Here is a 17224-nt window from a genome sequence, read left to right as displayed (position 1 = left end):
CGTCAGTGTAACGACCACGGCGGCGGCCCGTCCAGCGAGATCGAGAAGACCGGGCGCGCGATCAGGAACGTCACGGCCGTGACGACGATGACCGAAATGACGTTGAGGGCGAAACCGACGCGCGCCATATAGCCGACGCTGAGGTGCCCCGTGGAGAAGACGATCGCGTTGGGCGCCGTTCCCGAAGGAAGCATGAAGCCGAGCGAGGCGGCCAGCGTGCACGGCAGCATCAGCAGGATCGGGTCGGTGCCGGCCGCTGCCGCGCTGGCAGCCATGATCGGCATCATGATGCTGACAAGGGCGGTGTTGGTCATCACCTCGGTCAGGAACGTGATCGACAGAGATACCAGCAGCACCTTCGTCAGAGCGCTGACCTGCTCCATTCCGCCGAGGTTGCCCCCGATCCACTGCGCCAAGCCGGTGGCGCGTGTCGCATCCGCCAGCGCGAAGCCACCGCCGAGAAGCAGCAGCACGCCCCAGGGCAGCTTGACGGCCGAGGGCCAGTCCATCAGGCGCTGCCCTTTCTTTCCAGACGGAATCAGGAAGAGCACCAGCGCCATCGCGATGGCGACGGTGGAGTCGCCGATGCGCGACGGCGCCGGCAGCAACTGCGACCAGCCCGGGACGGCGAACGCGCCGATATCGATGGGGCTGCGAAACATCCACAGAAACGCCGTCGCCGCGAAGACCGCCAGGACCCGGCGCTCGGCCGCGTTCATCGGGCCGAGGGCGGAGCGTTGTTCGCGCACCACGGTGCGGTCGATGACGACGGTGCGTTTTGCCAGGGGCGAAGCGACCCGTACCAGGTAAAGCCACGTCACCGGCACCAGCAGCAGCGTCACCGGCGTGCCCACCAGCATCCACTGCAGGAAACCGATGGGAGGAGCTTCCGGAAAGATCCTGGCCACCGAACCGACGAAAATCGCGTTGGGCGGCGTGCCCACGATCGTGGCCAGCCCTCCGATCGTGGCGGCGTGAGCGACCGCCAGGAGCAGCGGCGGAGCCAGCTCGCGTTCCAGGCTCGGCGCCACCCGCGCCAGCTGCGCCACGACCGCCGTTGCGATGGGCAGCATCATCATCGTGGTCGCGGCGTTGGAGATCCATGCCGAGATCGAGGCGGTGGCGACCATGAATCCGAGCACGATGCCGGCCGGCGAGGTGCCGAACGAATCGATGATCCACAGCGCCATCCGCCGGTGCAGCTCCCATCGCTCCACCGCGGTTGCGATGATGAGGCCGCCCAGGAACAGGAAGTTCGTCTCGCTGGCGTAGGGGCGAGTGATGTCGTCGGCCTGCATCGCGCCGGTCAGCGGCAGCAGCACGACCGGAGCCATGGCGGTGACGGCCGGCGGCAGCGCTTCCGTCAGCCACCAGATGGCCATGAGCACGCCCGTGGCGGCGGCCCACTGGCCTGCCGGCGGCAGACCCTGCGGTGCGGGCATCAGCCCCAGGACGAGAAAGGCCACCGGGCCGGCCAGCAGTCCCAGGCGGGCGACCACCAGGTCAGGCCTTCAGGTCGCCACAGTGTTGGAAGAGCGTGTCGAGGGCGGCAGCACGGAAGATCCCCCAGCTCTTCCACGACGGCTGCATGCGGCGCAGCGCGTCGGCGTAGCCGGGCAGCTCCTGCGGGAGCGCCTCCCTCCAGTCGGTGATCTTCTCGTCGGGGTCGTTGCTGCGCAGCTCGCCGGCGATCTCGCGGACCATGAACATGTAGGTGCAGAAGCGCGCGCGCATGCCGCCTGATTCATAGCAGATGCGCGCAAGGAAGCGCTCGACGTGGACGGTGAGGTTGGTCTCCTCCCAGATCTCGCGCAGCAGCGCATCGTCGACGTTCTCGCCGCGCTGGATGCCGCCCGAGGGCAGCCGCATCACCTGACCCGGATAGCTCTGCTTGGTCTGAAGGAGGAATCGGCCGTTGGGCCGAAGGATGCACATGCACACCTCGCCCTCGTTGCGCTCCCGCACCGGCGGAAAGTGCAACGTGGGCAGAGGGCAGATGATGTTCTTGGGCGGTCCGTATTTGGCGGAAAGAGTCTCGAGTTGGCTCACAAGTCGACTTCCCGGTTCAGGGCATCGGCCGCCATGTCGGCCAGACAATCAGCACGCCCCGGACCAGGAACATCCATCTCGCAGCCGGAAGCGGCCTCGTGGCCGCCGCCGCCGAAATTCGCCGCCAAGCGCGAAAGATCGATGGGACAATCCGGAGTGCGGCGGAAGCTTATACCGCCACCCCTCCGGTCGTAAAGCGCGAAGACCGCGCGGCGGAAGCGCCCGCGCCAGCGGTCGGCGATCTCGCCGGGATAGCCGTCGCATTCGGCAGCGACGACGGTCAGATCCCGTCCCGGCACTTCGCGTACGCGGCGGGTTCCGTCGGCAAGTCGCATGGTCGCTTCGAGGTCGCGCTCGACGCGATCCCGCGCACGCCGCAGCTCGGGACCGTAGGTGAGGTTCGAATCCATCGAGAGCAGCGCCTTGAAGGCGTCGGCCTGCTCCATGGCCCGAACCGTCAGCGCCAGCTCGCGCGACCCTTCGATCTGCAGGACCCAGCGGTCGATGTCGTCGGCCGCCAGAACGAGATTGCGCAGCGCGAGCAGGCCGGGCTTGGACTCGCCGCGCTCGGCGGCGCGGCGGCACAAGTACTCGTAGAGCAGGCGGCTGGCCGCATACTTCATGTCGAGCACATGATCGGTGAAGTTCGCGCGAAGGCCGCCCTTGTTGCGGGCCTCGAGCGCGGTTTTGTGATGATCGACCCAGTACAGCTCGAGCCCGCGCTCGACCAGCGCGTTCAGATGGCTGGTCGTGTCCTCGGAGCGCCAGGAGATGTCGGTGATCCAGAGCTCCTCATTGTCCGGGCGTTCGGGCGAGTACCCTTGGAGGGTTTCGTCGATCTGGCGATTGCTCGCGAAGATCGCCTGGTAGGGGCGGCCGGCGAAGTAGCGCGCGGCGACCACCGCGCAGGTGAGCCCGTCCAGGCAATTGGGTCCATGACTGACAACTGTTACGCGACGTCCAGCAGGCATAAGTCACAACTCTACCGTCTCGTTGCCAGAAGACAACGAGCTAATTCGCCACCCCGTACGGCACATTTTCATAACCCATTCGACGGGCTGGCCGCGCAACATTTGCAGCGGCAAGTGGGCATTTTTCACAGTCGCGGCATCTGCGACGCGTTTCGTCATTCTGCGCCCGTCACCGACGGCACACTCTCGAACGAGTGCGACGCGATGGAGCGGTAGCATGCCTGCGCCACCGCGACGGCCGACAGCCCGTCGTCGTACGGAATCCACGGTGCGGAGCCGGAGCGGACATCGCGGACGAGCTGCTCCAGAATGGCGCGGACGGTCATGCGCGGCGGCTCCAGCGCAAGCTCCTCGCGGCCGGCGGGGCCGATGCGGTAGCCGGTCCCGAGCACGTGATCGACGACGATCTGCCCGTGTTCGCCGCTGACCTCGATCAGGCCGTTGCGACTGTTGGTCGAGCGCGAGCACGTGACCTGCGCGAGCGCGCTCGTGCCCTCCAGCGTCATCGACGCGACGAAGCTGTCTTCGGTGCCGCGCGTGTGGATGCGGCGTGCCGCCGCGCACACGCTTTCGACTCGATGTCCCGACAGCCACTGCAGCAGATCGAAGCAGTGGACGCCGGTGTGAAGGACGTTGCCGCCGCCCGAGCGTGCGGCGTCGTCGAGCCAGGGGATCGACAGCTGTGGCGGAAATCGCTGGCTGAACAGCCACGAATCGATGCGACCCAGCGCCGGCAGCGCGGCTCGCACGGCCGCCACCGCGGCATTCAGACGCAGCGTGTGGCCTGCCAAGCAGTACGTGGGCCGCCGTGCGATCGCGGCGCGGATGCGGCGACCGTCGGTGAGGTTCGCTGCGACGGGCTTCTCGATGAGAAGACGCTTGCCGGCCCCCACCGCCGCCTCCACCAGATCCGGCAGCAGGCTGGGGACGGTGACGAAGATGACGGTGTCGATGTCGTCGCGCCGCACGAGCTCCGATGCGGAGGCAACGAAATCGCATCCCAGCTCGCGCGCGATCTTCTCGCCTTCGATTCGATCGCGGCGCGAAACCGCCACCAGCTGGATTCCGTCGACGTCGCTGGCGGCATGGCGCGCGTAACGGCTCCCGTGGCGGCCGACGCCGACGATCCCTACTCGCAGCTTCGTCATCGTCATGCTCGAAGCTTAGTCGGCAGAGGCGTGCTCGCAAAGCCCGGCGGCCGATTTTGCATCCACTGGCGGCGCTCCCTATCGAGCAGCGCATGCCCGTCTCCCCACCACGCCGGCGCATCGCTGCTCGCGCCAACCGCTCCAGCCGCCACCGACCGGCGGCCGTTACCAACGAAGTGCTGCCTCAGGTCGTGCGGCGCCTGCGCGCCGCCTATCGTGTGTCCCAGGCGCCCATCGTCACGCTGATCGCCGAGACGACGCGTGAGCCCTACCGCGTGCTGGCCTCGTGCATCCTGAGCCTGCGCACGCAGGACGCGACCACCGCCAAGGCGGCCGAGCGGCTGTTCGCGATCGCGCCCGACGTCGGGGCTCTGGCGGCCGCCGATCCCGACGTGATCGCCAAGGCGATCTACCCGGTGGGCTTCTACCGCACCAAGGCGCCGCGCCTGGTCGAGATGGCGCGGCGGATCGTCGAGGAATTCGGCGGCCGCGTGCCCGACGACATCGATACGCTGCTCACCTTCAAGGGCGTCGGCCGCAAGACCGCCAATCTCGTCGTGGGCGCGGGCTACGAGAAGCCGGCCATCTGCGTCGACACGCACGTCCACCGCATTTCCAACCGCCTCGGCTACGTCAAAACCAAGACGCCGGACAAGACCGAGATGGCGCTGCGCGAGAAGCTGCCGCCGCGTTACTGGCTCCAGTACAACGACCTGCTGGTCAGCTTCGGACAGACCGTCTGCAAGCCCACCTCGCCGCTGTGCAGCACCTGTACGCTGCGGGAGTGGTGTCCCCGCATCGGCGTGACGCAGAGCCGCTGATTGCATGGCGGTGGCGGCGGGCGTCACGGCGATGTGGAGGAGCGCGCCGGTCACGCGCGCGTGATCTTGCGGTAGATGCGCACCAGCTCGCGCGGCAGCTCGCGAATGTCCTCGATGACGGCGTAGCGCGCGGTCGGGCACATCTCGCCGAGGTAGTCGTGCCCGGCAGGATCGACGGTGATGCAGAAGGTCTGCATGCCGCGCTTCTCCAGCTCCTTGAGCGCCTGCATCGTGTCGCGGATGCCGTAGACGTTGGATCGGCGGTCCTCGCCGTAATCGAAATCCTGCGGAAACCCGTCGCTGAGCAGGATCAGATGGCGCGCGCGTGCGGTGGTGCGGGCCAGCTTCTCGCCCGCATGGCGCAGCGCCGCGCCCATTCGCGTCGAACGCTTGGGCTGGATGCCGCCGAGCCGGCTTCGCACCTTGTCGCTGAGGCGCTCGCCGAAGGACTTGACGTGGTAGACCTCGACGTTGTCGCGGCCGTGGCCGGAAAAGCCGTAGATGGCATAGCTGTCGCCGATCTCGTCGAGCACCTGCGCGAGCACCACCAGCGTGTCCTTGGTCAGGTCGATGACGCGCCGGATCTCGCCGTCACCGGCGGAGCCGGGGAGCGGCTCGTCGGTGGAAGCGCTCATGTCGAGCAGGAACAGCGTGGCGACGTCGCGCTCTTCGGGCTTGCGTGCAACGTACAGGCGATCGCTCGGCGTGCGGCGCGTGCGGCGGTCGGCGTGCGCCTCGACCAGCGCGTTCAGATCGAACTCCTCGCCATGCTCCATCCGCGGCACGCGCCGCAGCTGCTCGGGACGGATGAGCTGCATGTCGCGCTTGATCTGCTGGACCAGCTCGCCCGAGCGTTCGAGGGCGGCGGCGAAGAACTCGCCTGCATCCTCCTCGCCCTCGACCTCGACCAGACGGCACCAGCGCCGCCGGTAGTCGCCGATGCCGTAGTCCCACTCGTCGTAATAGAGATGGGTGCCGCTGGCCTGCCGCGACAGCCATGCGCGCACCGCGTCGGCGTCGCCGGCGGCGATCTTCTCGCGCAGCTCGCGCAGCTGCTCGGCAGGCAGCTTGCCGAGCAGGTCGGTGATGTAGAGACCGAGGCCCTCTTCGATGCGGCCGTGCGCTTCGGTGATCTTGAGGTCGCCGCCGCGCTCCAGCAGCGAGCGCAGCTCTTCGAGGGACAACGGGCGGCCGGCCGATGGCGGCGCGCCTTCGTCGTCCGAGAGCTGCAGGCGCACGTGGCCGGCTGCCCGGTCGGTCGGCTCGGCTCGCGCCGGATCGGGTCTCCAGGGCGCCGTGTTGTCGGCGCGCTGCGCGTCGTCGAGGTGCTCGAACGGATCGACGACGGTGGCGCCGCCCATCTCGACCATGCCGGCCTCTTCGGCGTCCTCGATCGCGCGCGCCTGCGCGAACGCGAGGCCCGAGTAGTACGCGATCGTCAGCGCGGCGCTGTCGTAGACGGTGGCGGCCTCGCTTCGCAGCAGCTCGAGGCTGGAAGACAGCACGGAGGCCTGCGCACGCAGCCTCGGCTCGAGCTCATCGGCGGCGCGGCGCGCCACTCCCATCTGGAACAGGGTCTCGAGCATGCGCTCGTCGTGCCGGTCGTGCGCGGCCGGCACGGCGGCGTCGGCGTAGGCACGCCCGAGGCGGCGCAGGTCGGCGCGCAGCCCGGCAAAGTCGCGCTCGAGACAGGCGTCGATGCGAATGCCGTCGAGGAGCACGAAGAGCGCGCTGGCCAGCAACGGATTGGGGAAACAGCGGAGGAACGAGACGATGTCGGCGCCTTCGGCTTCGTCGATGCCCGGCGGAGTCCAGCCGCGCGAGGTGAGCTCGCCGAGGTCGAAGTCGTAGGTGCCATATTCGAAGCGGCCGGCGATGTGCGAGGCCAGCACCTTGTACAGGCACTGGTTGTCTTCGGAGCTCGGGAAGACGTCGATGCGCTCGGGCAGGCGCACCGAGACGTCTTCGGGCGCCGCCAGCGGCGGCCGCATCCACAGGCCGGGCGCACCGGTGAGCTGGAAAGAGCGGCGCGACATCATCGTCAGGTATCGTCGCAGCATTCCTTCGACTTCGGCGAACGTGACGGCGCTGGTGTGCTGCACGAGCAGCTTGTGCGAGGTGCGGCTTTCCAGGCGGAAGTGCGCGGCCGCGGCGGCGACGTGTGTGCGGGCCAGCTCCAGGCCGTGCCATACCCACAGCTCGACACCCTGCTGACCGCCGGCCTCGATCGCCCGGTCGACCGTGCGCAGATACGAGGGCAGCAGCGCCGGCGCTTCCTGCGCCACCGTGCGCGCCAGCTCCAGGACCACCGCCAGCTGGCCCGGCGTCAAAGCGTGCAGCACGCCGGGCAGCAGCGGCACTGCATCGGGCAGATCCTCGCACGTCGCGGCGAGGATGATCGCGTCCAGGAGCGGCCGCGCGACCTGCTCGGGCAGCCTCGACATCGCTGCCGGCAGCGTCTCCAGCAGGCGCATGGCCCGACGCGGATTGTCGGCGCCCGCGGCTGCACACAGTGCCAGCACCTGCGTGCGCGTGGCCGCCGGCAGGCGGGCCAGCAACGGCGGTGGATCGGGCGGCCGCGGGCTGCGGCCGTGCGTTCCGATGCTCGCCACCAGCGCCGCCCACGGATGCACGCCAGCCTCGTCGAGCAGCGGCATCAGGCGGCCGCCGGAAGCCAGAAACGCTTCGGCGAGGAACTCGCTTCTCCATCCGCCGCGCGTCAGCAGCGACAGCGCCTGCGACGTCCATGCGCGCGCGAGCTCCGGCTGCGGCCAGGCCTCGGCCGCGTCGGCCGCGACGGCCGCCGCTGTCGCATCGACGAACGCTGTGGCGAGCCGGCGGGACGCCGAGGCCAGGTCGAGCGCCGCGTCCAGCCAGGCGCCGCGCGCGGCCGCGTTCCAGCGGGCAACCGCCGCCGGATCGATGCGGAAGAATGCGAGCGCGAGCTCGCGCTGCGCAGCCTGCTCGCCGAGCAGGCGCAGCAGCAGCGCTTCCCAGGCGTCGTGCGCCTTGGCGCCCGCGGCTGCCGCGCGCGCCGCCTGGATTGCATACGTATGCGCCAGGCTCACCGACAGCGTGGCGATCGCGTCGCCGCGCGACAGGATCCGTTCGCGCAGGCCGGGCTCGATGCTGGAGAGCGTCTGCAGCGCGGCGGCGCCCTCGCTGCTGCCGTGGAAGTGGCGGCTCTCGATCCAGGCGCGCCGGCCGGCCACGGCTAGGGAAAGATCGCGGTGACGAGCTCGGCGATGGCAGCCTGCGTCTGGCGGTCGTCGCTGAGCGCGCGCACGGCGGTGGCTTCGCATGCGCGCCGCGGGGACATCCCCTGCGCGATGAGCTGGCCGGCGTAGACGAGCAGCCGCGCCGACACGCCTTCCTCGAGGCCGCCGGACTTGAGCTCACGCACGCGCTCGCCGAGGTGCGCCAGGTCCATCGCGATCTCCATGGACACGCCGCTTTCGTGCGCGACGATCTCGGCCTCCTTGTCGCGAGGCGGGTAGGTGAACTCGAGGGTGACGAAGCGCTGGCGCGTCGAAGGCTTCAGATCCTTGAGCACCGACTGGTAGCCGGGGTTGTACGAGACCACGAGCGAGAAGTCGGGGTTGGCCGTCAGGATCTGGCCGAGCTTGTCGATGGGCAGGATGCGGCGGTGGTCGGTCAGCGGATGGATCAGGACCATCGTGTCCTTGCGCGCCTCGACGATCTCGTCGAGGTAGCACATCGCGCCCATTCGCACGGCCTGCGTAAGAGGGCCGTCCATCCAGATCGTCTCGTCGCCGCGCACCAGGTAGCGGCCAACCAGATCGCTACCCGTCAGATCCTCGTTGCATGCCACCGTGATCAGCGAGAACGGCCGCGCCGCCGTCACGGGCAACAGCTTCCACGCCATGTATTCGACGAAGCGGGTCTTGCCGCAGCCGGTCGGCCCCTTGAGGAGGACAGGAAGCTTCTGCTCGAACGCGGCCTCGAACACCTCGATTTCGTCGGCCAGCGGCAAGTAGTACGGGGCTTCGTCCATCACTGTTGCACGGCGAAGGCGCCGACCATTTCCTTGCCGTCGAGCTTGTCCATCGTCTGCGATGTCTCCGGATCGACCAGCTCCAGGTGAATCGGGTCGGCGATGCTTCTGGCCGTTGCCAGCGCCGTCAGCTTCTCGTTCATTCCCGACTTGAACTTGTTGCGCACCACCGGCGGCATCTTGTCCATCGGGAAATCGCCGACCATCACCCGTGCGGCAGCCGTTCCCGTCCATTCGAACGATCGGATGCGCTGGCCCATGATCGGATGCGCGACGAGCAATGCCTCGGCCTCGCGTTGGAAGTCGCTGGAGGCATTGGTCTTGGGCGTATGCGCCGAGCCGGGCGCTGCCGGTGCGCTGCCCGCCACGGCAACGCGCGATGACCCTCCATCACCGCTACCGGACGACGCCGCCGGCGCCGCGCCCGCGCCGGGCGAGGAGGTGGCACCTTCTCCAATGGGCGGGTGATCCGCGGGCAGGTCCGTCGGCGCCTTGGCGATGCGGGCGGGCTCGCGACCTTCGATCTCGGCAATGGCGTTCTCGACGTGCTGCTTCTGCTCGGGCGTCTCGGCCACCTGCGCCGCCTTCTTCAGCTCGACCAGCGCTTCCTCGCTCTTGCCGAGCTTCTGCAGCGTGATGCCCAGGTTGAAACGTGCCTGCAGGAACTTCTCGTCCTTCTCGAGCGCGCGCCGGTACTGCGCGACCGCTTCGTCCGGCCGGTCCTGGAACAGCAGCGTCGAGCCGAGATCGGTCAAGGCGCTGGCGTCGTCGGGATGCCTGGCGAGGAACTTCAGGAACCCCTTCTCCGCCTGCGCGAAGTCTCCGCGGTCGTAGGCCAGGTTGGCGGCGATCCGGATTCCCTCGGCATGCTCGGGGTCGAGCGCGAGCAGTTTGTCGAGCGCCTGCTGCGCCGCCTGCCGGTAGGTGGCGTTCAGGACGCTTGCCCGGTAACGCGCACGCGCGAGGCGCAGATGTGCCTCCACGTCGTTCGGGTTCTTCTCCGCCTCGGCCGTCAGCTGATCGAGAAACGCCACCACTTCCTGCGGCAGCTCGAGACTCGGATGGCCCTGCGGAAGCGAGCCCTCCGCCTGCTGCTGCTGGCGCTCGCCCGGCGCCGGTGCCGTCGGTGCGCCGGGTACGGCGCGCGTGGCCGCTGCGTCCTCGCGCAACGCGAAATATGCACTGACCCCGCCTACCGCCAGCATCACTGCCAGCACGCCGATTGCGGCCGGCGTCATCTTGCGCGGCTCGGCAGCGTCGGTGCGATCGGTCGAGGGCGCGGCCGCCGCGCCGCCGGCGAGCGGTGCACCGCACGCCGTGCAGAATCTGGCGCCGCTGGCAGCCGGAGTGCCACATTGTGTGCAGAAGGCGGCGGGGCCGGTGCTGGTCATGGCCGGTCGTAGTAGCAGGGCCACCCATGCGTTGAAACCGGCACGGCGAGACCTCGATGCGCGGTCTCCGGCGCGATGGCGACACGTGCCGGCGCCGTAGCGGATCTCCTCAGACGCCGTCGACGATGACGAAATTGCAGGTGGATGCGCGCGCACGAACGGGAAGCACGCTCTGATACGCCTCCGACCGGTACCAGCTCTCGGCGCTCTCTCTGTTCGGAAACTCCAGAATCACCGTTCGCTGGTAGGGCCACTGGCCCTCGAGCACCGTCAGGTGTCCGCCGCGGACGAGGAACCTGCCGCCGAATGGCTCGAGCGTTCCCGGCACCACCTTTCGATACTCCTCGAAGGAAGCCGGGTCGTGGATGTTCTCCTGCACGATGACGTAAGCGGCCATGGCGATGCCTCCGCCGATGCTCGGCTGTGGCGGCTGGCGGGGCAGGCGCGACGTCTGGCGCGGCGCGCCCGCGCTTGCACGGACAGGCGACGCTGCGAAACTTCCCGGTCGCTGCCTCTCCGCGTGCCTTCCCCGGACGCGCATCCCGCAGCCGGCGGTTGAAGTACACTACCAAGGTCGTGAAATGAAAATTCTTCTCGAGATCCTCGTCGTTGCGGTTCTGTGGATCGCTGCGTCGCGCCTGGCGCCCAAGTCGGCGCGCGGCGGAATCATCAACGTGCTCAAGGCCTGGGTCACGGTGCGGGCATTCTGGCTGCTGCTCGAGCACCCGGTCACGCTCGAGGACGGCAGCACGGTCGTGGCGTGGGAGCTCATCGTCCAGCAGATGCAGACGCTCGACGCGGCCACGTTCTGGACGTGGACGCTGATGGCCACGGCGATCAAGTTCGTCGGCATCCTCGCTTCGATGTCGCGATGGCAGATCCTGCTGGCGGGTCAGGGCATCGAGCTGCCCTTCCAGCACATCTTCGGGTCCTTCCTCATCGGACGCTTCATCGGAACGTTTCTTCCCAGCACGGCGGGTCTGGACGGTTACAAGCTTTACGATGCCGCACGCTTCAGCGGCCGGACGGTGGAGGCCACGGCCGCCACGGCACTGGAGAAGGTGCTCGGCGTGACCGGCATCTTCCTGTCGTTCCTGGTGGCACTGCCGTTCGGCATCAAGATCTTCGGCGAGCAGGCGGGAACGGTTGCACTGGTCACGGTTCCGATCTCGGTCGGCGTCATCGGCGGCCTGCTGGCTCTGCTGTGGTACCCGACGGCGGTGCAGTGGATCTTGACCGCGCTGCCGCTGCCGGGCAAGGCCAGGCTCGAAGGTCTGGTCATGCGCATCTCGCGATCGACCGCCGCCTACGCCGACAAGAAGGGGCTGGTCCTGACGGCACTGTTCCTCTCCTTCGTCGTGCACTTCACCACGGCGGCGATGTACTACTTCACGGCGTTGGCCGTGGGCGCGGGCGACCGCGCCGAGTTCTGGCCGCTGGTGTTCGGATCGTCGATCCAGATCTTCGCCACCGTGCTGGCGCCGACCATGGGCGGAGTGGGCGCGCGAGAATGGGCGCAGCTGGTCACGCTCGGGCACATGATCGGCCCCGCGGCGGCGATCGTGTCCGCCGCGCTCGGCTTCTGGGCGGCGGAGGGCCTGACGCTGCTCGGCGGCGTGTTCTGGTGGATGCGCACCGAGGCGTATCGTCCCGCCTACTGCCGCGTCGAAGGCGAGCAGGTCGACTACGCGCAGGCCGCGGCGGCCGCCGTCGACCTGCTTGGCAAGACTCCCGGCAGAGGCGAGGCGGGAGCCGGCGACACCACGTACGCGCGGGGCGGCGGAAGAGCCTGAGGTTCCAGCGACGCACGCGCTGCCGGCGCGGGGACGCCGCGCCCGTGATGCAGCGCAATAAAAAAGGGGCGGCATCCGCAGTGGATGCCGCCCCCGGCTTCGCGCTCGGCGCGCGCCGTTACGACTTCTTCTTCGCCTTCAGCTCCTCATCGATGATCGACTTGTAGAGCTCGAAGGAGCGGCCCGCAGGCTGCTTGCCGTTGATGAAGAAGCTAGGCGTGCCGCGGACGCCCACCTGCCCGGCCTGCTTCATCTCCTCGGAGATGAGCGCCGCCGTCTCCGGCGCCGCCATGTCGGCCTTGAACTTGTCGATGTTCAGACCGAGCTGGGTCGCGAACTCGATGTACTTCTCATCGCTGAGGGTACGGTAGTTCTCGAACAGCTTGTCGTGCATCTCCCAGAACTTGCCCTGCTTGCCGGCGGCGATGGCGGCCTTGGCGGCCGGCATCGCGTGCTGGTGGAAGGGCAGCGGATAGTTCTTGTAGACGACGCGGACGTCGTTCGGGTAGGCCTCGGTGATCTGCTTGATCAGCGCCGTTGCCTGGCTGCAGAACGGGCACTGGAAGTCCGACCATTCCACCACCGTCACCGGCGCGTCGGCCGGTCCCTTGCTGAAGGAGTTGCCGACGGGGATGTCGTGCCGCTTGTTGGGATCGGGCGCATCGGCTGCGGGCCTGGCCGCCGGCGCCGCCTGAACCTTGGCGAGCACGTCCTTCTGACTCTTCTCGATGCCTTCGATCTTGGTGGCGAGGTCCTTCTGCTGGGCCTCGATTCGCTCGACCGCTGCCTTGATGTCGCTGACCTGCTGAGGATCGGCGCACGCCGAGACCATCATCGCCGCGACGGCGGTCAGCGAAAAAAATACACGGGTGGTGTTGGTCATCTGTCTCTCCAGTTGGGGCTGATGTTAAACGAGGGCCCTCGATGCGAGGGCCCGGGGGGAAGGAAAAGTGTGGGAAGAAGACGGTCCCCTCCCTCGCTGCGGAAGGAGGGGACCGTGCTGACGAAGATCAGGTTTTCTTGTTCTTGAGCTCTTCCTCGATCATCGCTTTGTAGATCTCGAAGGAGCGACCGGCCGGCTGCCGGCCGTTGATGAAGAAGCTGGGCGTGCCGCGCACGCCGACCTGGCTGGCCTGCTTCATCTCCTCGGCGATCAGGGCAGCCGTTTCCGGAGACTCCATGTCCGCCTTGAACTTGGCCACGTCCAGCCCGAGCTCGGCGGCCCACGTCTCGTACTTGTCGGCGCTGAGCTCCTTGTACTTCTCGAAGATCTTGTCGTGCATCTCCCAGAACTTGCCCTGCTTTCCCGCCGCGATCGCGGCCTTGGCCGCGGGCATCGCCTGTTGATGGAAGGGAAGCGGATAGTTCTTGAAGACGAACCGGACGTCGTTCGGGAAAGCCTTCATGATTTGGTCCACCAAACTGGTGACCTGGGCACAGAAGGGTCATTGGAAGTCCGACCACTCCGTGATCGTGACCGCGGCTGTGGCCGGCCCCTTCGTGAAGGAGTTGCCGACCGGGATGTTGTGGCGCTTGTTCGGGTCTGGCGCATCCGGCGCCTTGGCCGGAGCGGTTCCGGCCTTGGCCAGGATGTCTTTTTGCCCCTTGGCCAGGGCATCGAGCTTGGCCAGAACGTCTTTCTGTTGGGCTTGGACCTCGTCGAGCTTGCCCCTCATGTCACTGACCTCCTGCGGATCGACGCAGGCGGTCACGGCGAGAGCGAGCATGCCGACGAGAGACGACGATAGGGAAGTCGACCTTCTCATGCGGATCCTCCGACTGGTTGGGACGGCAACGGGGCGGTATTGTTCAGGCGCCAGGGGCGGGTGTCAAGGCGGCTGCGGCCGCGCGCGGACGATGGTGGCCCGATCCGTTCGCTGCTATCCACTGCCTCTTCGTGTCTTCGCTGGATGATGAGGTGAGTGGGCCGGAGCCCGAGCGGCCCTCCAGCCTGCGCCGCGCGGCAGGCACGGCGGCCAAGCTGCTGGTATCGGCGCTTGCGCTGTGGGTGCTGTGGCGCGCGGTCGAATCCAAGGACCTCTTTCGCGTCCTCGCGTCGGCCGATCCGCTCCTCGTCGGTGTGGTCGTGGTGCTCTACCTCATAGGCCAGGCGCTGACGGCGTACCGATGGAGCGTGATCGCGCACCGGCTCGGTTTCCGCCACCGCCTGCGTGAGATGACGCGCTACTACTTCATCGGCATGTTCTTCAACCTCTTCGGCGTCTCTACCGTGGGCGGCGATCTGGTGCGGTCGCTCTATCTCGGGCAGCGCGACAACCGGCGCACGCTGGCCCTTCACACCGTGCTCTTCGATCGGCTCTCGGGCCTGGCAATGCTGGTGATGGTCGCCGTGATGGCGCTGGCCGTGTTCGGCCGTTTCGGGCTTCCGTGGCCGCTGGTCGCGCTGACGGCGGCGGCGGGGGCCGCGTTGACGCTGGGTTGGTGGATCGTGCCGCCACTGGCGCGCCGCGTGCTTCCGCGCGGCAGCCGCGCGCTCCGGCTCATCGAGGAGGATCTGGGGCCGTTCTGGCACGACCGCGAGCTCCTCATCCGTGCCGCGTGGGTCTCGAGCGGCTTTCACATCCTGCAGGTGCTGGCGCTCATCCTGCTTGGCCACGCCATCCACATGCAGGTGGATTGGCGCTACTACTTCGTGTTCCACCCGCTGGTGACGGTCCTCAGCGCGATGCCGGTGAGCCTTGCCGGTCTCGGCATCCGCGAGATGGGTTACGTATGGTTCCTCAAACGCCACGGCGTGCCGGCCGACACCGCCTTCGCGTTCGGGCTGCTGTGGTTCTTCGTGCTGACCGTCAGCTCCCTGACCGGCGGCCTCGTCTACCTGCTGAGCGGTACGGCCGTGCCGCTGGCTCGCAACCAGGGAACGGCCGGCCGCGACGCCGCTACGGCTTCGGAGCCTTGATGCTGGCCCAGTTGCCGTCCTCGTCGTACTCGACCTGGTACGTCGAACGCATGAGTTCGCGCATGTCGGCCGCCGACTTCTCCTTGCCCGCCTTCAGGAAGGTCGGATGCTCGGACGCGTACCAGATCAGGTCCTGCGTGAAATCGTCGCCGTGCGCGCCGTTGACGACGAAGACGGGAACGTCGGTCAGGAAGAACTTCCAGATGTCCGATTGCGCCTCCAGCCGATCGAGCACGATCCGCCCGAGCGCCTCGTCGCCGTTCATGAGCGCCGCCACGTCGCCACGCTTGGCCTGGTCGTAGGCCGACAGCAGGCGGTCGCCGACCACGCCCTGACTGATGAGCAGGCTGCTGAGGTCGGTGTAGTCGTTGTAGAACGGCTGAAAGCTGCCGTCGTGCGCGCCGCCCTTCATGAGAAACTCGACCGCCTGATTCGGCGTCAAGCGGCGGATCGCGAAGTCGTACTCGGCGTCGCGCTCGAGCATGACCACCGTCGAGATTTGGTGCACGTCGCGGTCGCAGAAGAACGTGTCCGAATCCGGATCGTAGAACAGGCGCTCGTCGGGATACTCATGGGTGACCCGGCCCAGTGAGTCGCGCTCGCCGGCGGCGCCGTAATCGGCCGTGGCGTTCTCCAGGATCGGCTCCGTCTCGGCCAGCACCAAGTCGCGGCTGAGCAGCCCGCGCGAGCGGACGTAGAAGAAGCGCTCGGACGGCCACGCATCCCACTGCGACTTGCCGGAGGGAACGATATGGACCCAGTCGTCCTGGCACATGTAGCCGACGACGCCGAGGATCTCCTTGGCCTTCTTGCGATCGTTCTTGTGCTCGATGGCGTACCGGCGCTCGAGCTCCTCGCGGCGCCAGTGACAGTTGCGCTCGGCCCAGAACGTCGCGGCGTGGGTCTTGCCGGCGCCGCTGGTGCCCATGATGACGGTTCCGGAGCCGGCGCTGTTGAGAATGGCGCACGAAGCGTGGGCCGACAGCACCTCGGCACGCGCCATGACGGTGGATACTCCGGCGTGGATGCCGCGGCTCTTGATCTCGCCGTGATAGTCGGTGTTGATCGTGATCACGTAGATCGCGTCCCCGACCTCTTCGAGAGGGCACGCATAGAAGAAGCACGAGGGCGGAATGGACTTCGAGGCGCCGTCGAAGAACTGAGAGTCGCGCAGGCGGCTGGGCAGTCCGAGCGTCATCGGGTTCTGCTTGTGCGACTTCAGCTGGGCGACGAATTCCTTGTAGGCGCGCTCATTAGGCGGGATGCCGACGACGGAGATCACGCGCACCATCGGCACCGGCTTCTCGAGCAGACGGAAACGTTCTTCCAGCGCCGTCTGCAGCTCCAGCGCTACCGGATCGTTGAGCTGGAAGAAATTGGCCTGCGTGGTCCGGTACAGCTGGGCGACGTTGCCGCGGTGCTCGCACTGGACGCCGGCGGACAGGAAGCGTGCGCGCAGCGTCTTCTCGTTCGAGAGCACCGTCATCGCCTCCAGCCAGGCCCGCGCCTCCTTGACGTCTCGGTCGTGCGTCTTCTTATCGATGCGGGCGACCAGTCGATCCGTCAGCGTCGACTGGGTGGTGTTGTGCGAGTTGAGGACGGGACCGACGGTCGGGTCCTCGGAAGTCTCGGCGTCCTGGCGCAGGATGACGTCCCCGCGATCGTTGATGCCGATCTCGCGCAGGCCGGGGTTGTGGCGGATGTAAAGGCCGTTCTGGGCGATGAGGCGGCCGATCTGGACCTTGGCGCCGTCGGAGAGCCTGGCCGCCTCGGGGCTGAGTTGCGCGACCTCCACCGGAATGATGTACGACGCGATCTGCTTGGTCATGTCCGACGTGTACACCCGCACGCGTCGGCCAAGATCGGTCACGGTGATTCCGGCGTCGCGAATGCGGTCGATGTCGAGCGCGCTCTCCTCGGCCATCAGGAGGCGCCCGTGTCCATCGCGCGCCAGCTTGCGCGAGGACACGGCCTTGGGCTTGAGAAAGCGTTCCATTCGCGTAGCGGCTGAGGTCTCGTCCATGCTCGTTCCTGTAGTGCGAAAACGGGTTGGGAAAACTGGCGCTCCTATAGGATTCGTCGCAGTGCGTCAAATGCACAGCCGCGGGAATTCGAC

At 67.7% G+C, this 17224-nt stretch carries 14 protein-coding genes and 1 pseudogene; 3 read left to right on the top strand and 12 right to left on the bottom strand.

Going from position 1 to position 17224, the window contains the following annotated elements; genetic code table 11:
• Positions 1 to 2 precede the first annotated feature (2 nt).
• The 4 genes from VEC57_04090 to VEC57_04075 all read right to left on the bottom strand — a co-directional run bounded on the left by VEC57_04090 (position 3) and on the right by VEC57_04075 (position 4174).
• The gene (locus VEC57_04090; protein HYB98294.1) at positions 3 to 1499 is read right to left on the bottom strand and encodes a DASS family sodium-coupled anion symporter; all 1497 of its coding nucleotides are present in this window, start codon (positions 1497 to 1499) and stop codon (positions 3 to 5) included.
• Positions 1500 to 1503: 4 nt separating this feature from the next.
• Positions 1504 to 2049, bottom strand: a complete 546-nt coding sequence (locus VEC57_04085; GenBank protein HYB98293.1) for an NUDIX hydrolase — start codon at positions 2047 to 2049, stop codon at positions 1504 to 1506.
• On the bottom strand, positions 2046 to 2951 hold the full coding sequence (locus VEC57_04080) for a hypothetical protein (protein HYB98292.1): 906 nt from the start codon (positions 2949 to 2951) through the stop codon (positions 2046 to 2048). Before VEC57_04080 ends, VEC57_04085 begins: the two co-directional genes overlap by 4 nt.
• Positions 2952 to 3175: 224 nt before the next feature.
• Positions 3176 to 4174: a Gfo/Idh/MocA family oxidoreductase gene (locus VEC57_04075; protein HYB98291.1), complete on the bottom strand. Its 999-nt coding sequence runs from the start codon at positions 4172 to 4174 to the stop codon at positions 3176 to 3178.
• A gap of 86 nt (positions 4175 to 4260) precedes the next feature.
• Here VEC57_04075 and nth point away from each other — a divergent pair, with 86 nt between their 5' ends.
• The gene (nth, locus tag VEC57_04070) at positions 4261 to 4989 is read left to right on the top strand and encodes an endonuclease III (protein HYB98290.1); all 729 of its coding nucleotides are present in this window, start codon (positions 4261 to 4263) and stop codon (positions 4987 to 4989) included.
• Positions 4990 to 5039: 50 nt separating this feature from the next.
• Here nth and VEC57_04065 read toward each other — a convergent pair whose 3' ends face one another.
• The 4 genes from VEC57_04065 to VEC57_04050 form a co-directional block, all read right to left on the bottom strand.
• Positions 5040 to 8201: a VWA domain-containing protein gene (locus tag VEC57_04065; GenBank protein ID HYB98289.1), complete on the bottom strand. Its 3162-nt coding sequence runs from the start codon at positions 8199 to 8201 to the stop codon at positions 5040 to 5042.
• Between the two features lie 2 nt (positions 8202 to 8203).
• The gene (locus VEC57_04060; protein ID HYB98288.1) at positions 8204 to 9004 is read right to left on the bottom strand and encodes a CbbQ/NirQ/NorQ/GpvN family protein; all 801 of its coding nucleotides are present in this window, start codon (positions 9002 to 9004) and stop codon (positions 8204 to 8206) included.
• The gene (locus VEC57_04055) at positions 9004 to 10395 is read right to left on the bottom strand and encodes a tetratricopeptide repeat protein (GenBank protein ID HYB98287.1); all 1392 of its coding nucleotides are present in this window, start codon (positions 10393 to 10395) and stop codon (positions 9004 to 9006) included. The genes VEC57_04060 and VEC57_04055 overlap by 1 nt, the downstream gene beginning before the upstream one ends.
• Before the next feature lie 109 nt (positions 10396 to 10504).
• Positions 10505 to 10792 carry a DUF1330 domain-containing protein gene (locus VEC57_04050; protein HYB98286.1) on the bottom strand — a complete coding sequence of 96 codons (288 nt, stop codon included), beginning with the start codon at positions 10790 to 10792 and terminating at the stop codon, positions 10505 to 10507.
• Between the two features lie 184 nt (positions 10793 to 10976).
• Here VEC57_04050 and VEC57_04045 point away from each other — a divergent pair, with 184 nt between their 5' ends.
• A complete protein-coding gene (locus VEC57_04045; protein ID HYB98285.1) occupies positions 10977 to 12188 on the top strand; it encodes a lysylphosphatidylglycerol synthase transmembrane domain-containing protein in 1212 nt (403 codons plus the stop codon).
• A 118-nt stretch (positions 12189 to 12306) separates the two neighbouring features.
• Here the strand turns inward: VEC57_04045 and VEC57_04040 are convergent, their stop codons facing one another.
• The 3 genes and pseudogenes from VEC57_04040 to VEC57_04030 all read right to left on the bottom strand — a co-directional run bounded on the left by VEC57_04040 (position 12307) and on the right by VEC57_04030 (position 13915).
• Positions 12307 to 13071: a thioredoxin domain-containing protein gene (locus VEC57_04040; protein ID HYB98284.1), complete on the bottom strand. Its 765-nt coding sequence runs from the start codon at positions 13069 to 13071 to the stop codon at positions 12307 to 12309.
• 127 nt (positions 13072 to 13198) lie between these two features.
• A pseudogene (locus VEC57_04035) lies at positions 13199 to 13621 on the bottom strand (thioredoxin domain-containing protein).
• 12 nt (positions 13622 to 13633) lie between these two features.
• Positions 13634 to 13915 (bottom strand): hypothetical protein, encoded by a 282-nt coding sequence (locus VEC57_04030; GenBank protein HYB98283.1) that lies wholly within the window; start codon positions 13913 to 13915, stop codon positions 13634 to 13636.
• A 170-nt stretch (positions 13916 to 14085) separates the two neighbouring features.
• Here VEC57_04030 and VEC57_04025 point away from each other — a divergent pair, with 170 nt between their 5' ends.
• The gene (locus VEC57_04025) at positions 14086 to 15108 is read left to right on the top strand and encodes a lysylphosphatidylglycerol synthase transmembrane domain-containing protein (GenBank protein ID HYB98282.1); all 1023 of its coding nucleotides are present in this window, start codon (positions 14086 to 14088) and stop codon (positions 15106 to 15108) included.
• On the opposite strand, the gene VEC57_04020 is transcribed toward VEC57_04025, so the two are convergent.
• The gene (locus VEC57_04020; GenBank protein ID HYB98281.1) at positions 15089 to 17131 is read right to left on the bottom strand and encodes a hypothetical protein; all 2043 of its coding nucleotides are present in this window, start codon (positions 17129 to 17131) and stop codon (positions 15089 to 15091) included. The genes VEC57_04025 and VEC57_04020 overlap by 20 nt on opposite strands.
• Positions 17132 to 17224 lie beyond the last annotated feature (93 nt).

This window comes from Candidatus Limnocylindrales bacterium (genome assembly GCA_035626395.1).
In the GTDB taxonomy this organism is placed as follows: Bacteria; Desulfobacterota; Binatia; order UBA1149; family CAITLU01; genus DASPNH01.
The sequence above is the reverse complement of the archived record's forward strand: the minus strand, read 5'-3'. Positions and strand labels throughout refer to the sequence as shown.